The sequence below is a fragment of the Lysinibacillus sp. genome, from assembly GCF_032093475.1.
GTDB lineage: Bacteria > Bacillota > Bacilli > Bacillales_A > Planococcaceae > Lysinibacillus > Lysinibacillus irui.
Genome location: NZ_DAMDAY010000199.1, coordinates 1 through 4,170 on the forward strand (window position 1 = coordinate 1; position 4,170 = coordinate 4,170).

Here is a 4,170-nt window from a genome sequence, read left to right on the forward strand (position 1 = left end):
ATAGCTGCGCCGCCTTTGGCAAGGAGTGCATCTACTACTTTCCCTAAACATTCATCTACTGCCTCAATGGCTTTAATAGTTGGCTCAAGCATTCCACTATGACCAACCATATCAGGGTTAGCAAAATTAAGAATAATGCCATCAAATCGATCAGCCTCAATCTCTGCAAGCAAGGCTTCTGTCACCTCATAGGCAGACATTTCAGGTTTTAAATCATATGTTGCAACCTTTGGTGATGCAATTAAAATACGTTCTTCACCTGGGAATTTTTCCTCACGGCCACCACTCATAAAGAATGTAACATGTGGATATTTTTCCGTTTCAGCAATACGTAATTGTGTTTTACCATTCGTGGAAAGTACTTCACCAATCGTATTTTTCAGGTTGTCGTTTTCATAAGCAACCTGTGCGTTCACTTCATCACTATAGTGTGTGAAGGACACAAATTTTAAATTTTTTGGATGGTTTGCAGATACCGCAAATCCATCAAATGTTTCATTTGTAAACACTGTGGATAGCTGGATGGCACGATCAGGACGGAAGTTAAAGAAAATAACTGCATCATTATCACGAATCGTTGCTACTGGCTCACCATGCTCTTGAATACTAAATGGAATGACAAATTCATCTGTCACTTCACGTTCATAGGATGCTGCCACACCACTTTTTGCACTTTCTGCTGCTTGGCCAACACCATCTACCAATACATTATACGTAAGTGCAACACGATCCCAACGTTTGTCACGATCCATGGCGTAGTAACGTCCATGGATAGAAGCAAATTGACCAATACCCATTTCTGTCATCTGTTTTTCTGTTTCTTCGATATAGTCTAAGGCTGTTGTAGGACCAACATCTCGACCATCTAAGAAGCCATGTACATAAACGTCCTCTAACCCTTGTTGTTTAGCCAGCTTTAATAACGCAAACATGTGCTCATAATGACTATGCACACCGCCATCTGACAGTAAGCCCATCACATGTAGCTTTGACTGATGTGCTTTTACATGTGCCACTGCATCTATAAATGCTTGATTTGTAAAGAAGTCCCCTTCACGAATGGACTTATTTAAACGTGTTAAGCTTTGATAAACAATACGTCCAGCACCGATATTTAAGTGACCTACCTCGGAATTACCCATCTGACCCTCTGGTAATCCAACTGCCTCTCCCGCTGCTGTTAATGTCGCGTGGGGGAATTGGCTCCAATATCGATCAAAATTAGGCTTGTTAGCCTGTGCTACTGCATTCCCAAATGTTTCATCACGAAATGCAAAGCCATCTAAAATAATTAATGCTACTGGCTTTTTAGGCATTTGCTGCCGCCTCCAATAATGTTAAATAAGATTCTGGTTGTAAGCTTGCTCCACCAACTAAAGCACCATCAATATGTTCTTTTGCTAAAAGCTCCTGAATGTTGTCAGGCTTCACACTGCCACCATATTGAATGCGAACAGCATTCGCCGTTTCAGCATCATACAGCTCTTCGATAACTGCTCGAATGGCTCCACATACTTGATTTGCATCATCTGCAGTAGCAGTTTTACCAGTTCCAATCGCCCAAATCGGTTCATAGGCAATGACCATATGCTCTACTTGCTGTGCTTCAAACCCAGCAAGTGCCGCTTTAATCTGACCTGCCACCTTTTGTTCTGTTGTGCCAGCTTCACGTTCTTCTAGTGTTTCACCACAGCAAATAATTGGTACGATGCTATGTGCGAGTGCCGCTGCTACCTTCTTATTAATAGCGTCATCTGTTTCATTGTAGTATTCACGACGTTCTGAATGTCCTAAAATGACATAATCTACTTCTACACTTGCAAGCTGTGCTGGGCTAATTTCACCAGTAAAGGCCCCTTCATTTTCATAGTGCATTGTTTGAGCGCCAATCGCTAATTCTGATTCGCTTGCAACCTGCACAAGTGTAGGTAGGTAAAGAGCTGGTGCGCAAACAACAGCATCTACTTTCTCATTAGAAGGGAGTTTATCCTGCACTGCATCTACAAACTGAATAGCTTCCTCAAATGTTTTAAACATTTTCCAGTTACCTGCAATAATTGGTTTACGCATCATCATGCCTCCGATATGTTTAGTTCGCTTATTTATCGTTTAGTGCTACAATTCCTGGAAGCTCTTTGCCTTCCATTAATTCTAGGGAAGCACCGCCACCTGTAGAAATGTGATCCATTTTGTCCGCCACTTCAAACTTTTCAACAGCAGCTGCTGAATCACCACCACCGATCACTGTATAGCCTGTTGTTGCCGCCATTGCATCGGCAACAGTTTTTGTACCGTTTGCAAATTTATCCATTTCGAAGACACCCATTGGACCATTCCAAATGATTAATTTAGAGTTTTTAATCACTTCTGCATAGTGAGCAGCCGTTTTTGGTCCAATATCTAGACCCATCCAATCAGCTGGAATAGCGTCTACATCAACGATTTGTGTTTCTGCATCTTGTGAGAATTCATTGGCAACGACAGCGTCGATTGGCATATGTAATTGCACGCCTTTTGCTTTTGCTTTTTCAATGAAAGATTTAGCTAGCTCGATTTTATCTTCTTCTAACAAGGATTTACCGATATCGTGCCCTTGTGCCTTGATAAATGTAAATGATAAACCACCACCGATAATTAAGTGATCTACTTTTTCTAATAGGCTTTCAATTACGCCAATTTTATCTTTTACTTTAGCACCACCGATAATTGCAGTAAATGGATGCTCAGGGTTAGATAAAGCTTTTCCTAATACATCTAATTCCTTTTGCATAAGGAAACCAGAGACAGCTGGAATATGCTTAGCAATCCCTTCTGTAGAAGCATGTGCACGGTGAGCTGCACCGAAAGCATCATTGACATAAATATCCGCTAGCTGAGCAAATTGCTGTGCTAATGCTGGATCATTTTTCTCTTCCCCTGCATGGAAGCGAACATTTTCAAGAAGAAGAATGTCTCCATCCTGCATGTTTGCAACGGCTTCTTCCACCGCTTGCCCAATAGATTCGTCAAGCTTCGTAACAGGCTTGCCCATTAATTCAGCTAAGCGAATACCAACAGCTGTTAAACGCATGTCTTCTTTTACATCACCCTTTGGACGACCTAAGTGAGAAGCTAAAATAACTTTAGCACCTTGCTCTACTAAATACTCTATTGTAGGAATAGCTGCACGAATACGTGTTTCGTCGGTAATGGCACCATCTGCCATTGGAACATTAAAATCTACACGTACAAAAACGCGTTTACCCTTTACATCAATATCTTTCATTGTCTTCTTATTTAACATGAAGAAACTCCCTTCAAAGTTTGTTTTAGTTTTACATCCTTGTGTTTTACCCATCTTGGCTCCACACCATGCTTACTAAATTGAAAAGGCATGTTGGTACTTTTTCGATCATCATCTACGAGCATTAATTCCCCAACTTTTGATAATGAACCCTAATACTTGTTTTTATAGTAGCAAAAGTTACTTACTATGTCTTGCAATTCACCATGTATCAATTACGGCTCAGCCATAATTGCGTCCAGATTTTTTTCGAGCTTGTTCGAAAAGCTCCTCTTCAAAATCTGTGACATCCGCTGAGGCTCACCCCCGAATCGAAGAGAACCATTTGCGCATTCATTTCACCATCTATAGTGGGTGCTTTCTGCTGAATCAAGATAAAAAAGGGAGTAAGGGTAAAATCCCTTACTCCCATTACCCTTGTATATTATATCTATTGGATATTATAAAGGCTATACTTTTTGTGCATAAAAAGCCGTAATATGTCACACTTTTTACTCAAAATGTCGAAATATGATACTTATTTATGGTTTAATCCTTGTTCAGCAATGTATAAAGCTAAGTCCATTAAGCGAGTAGAGTAACCAATTTCGTTATCGTACCAAGCTAGTACTTTCACCATTTTATTTTCTAAAACCATTGTTGAAAGACCATCTACTGTAGATGAATGATGGTTACCATTATAATCAATAGAAACTAATGGTAGCTCATTGTAGCCTAAAATGCCTTTTAATTCATTTTCAGAAGCTTCTTTTAATACTTCGTTAATCGATTCTCTTGTTACATCTGCTTTTAGTTCTACAACTAAGTCCACACAAGATACGTTAGGTGTTGGCACACGCATAGAGAAGCCATCTAACTTACCTTTTAATTGTGGTAATACTTTTGAA

At 40.0% G+C, this 4,170-nt stretch carries 3 protein-coding genes and 1 pseudogene; all 4 read right to left on the reverse strand.

From position 1 onward, the window contains the following. Window positions 1-1,316, reverse strand: a 1,316-nt coding sequence (gene gpmI / locus RT445_RS23145; protein ID WP_313471689.1) for a 2,3-bisphosphoglycerate-independent phosphoglycerate mutase, incomplete at its 3' end; no start/stop codon positions are given. Further along, a complete protein-coding gene (tpiA, locus tag RT445_RS23150; protein WP_313471691.1) occupies window positions 1,309-2,070 on the reverse strand; it encodes a triose-phosphate isomerase in 762 nt (253 codons plus the stop codon). The genes gpmI and tpiA, both read right to left, overlap by 8 nt. Before the next feature lie 28 nt (window positions 2,071-2,098). Continuing rightward, window positions 2,099-3,283: a phosphoglycerate kinase gene (locus RT445_RS23155; protein ID WP_312506000.1), complete on the reverse strand. Its 1,185-nt coding sequence runs from the start codon at window positions 3,281-3,283 to the stop codon at window positions 2,099-2,101. A 517-nt stretch (window positions 3,284-3,800) separates the two neighbouring features. After that, window positions 3,801-4,170 (reverse strand): annotated as a pseudogene (locus tag RT445_RS23160) (type I glyceraldehyde-3-phosphate dehydrogenase); the annotation flags it as partial.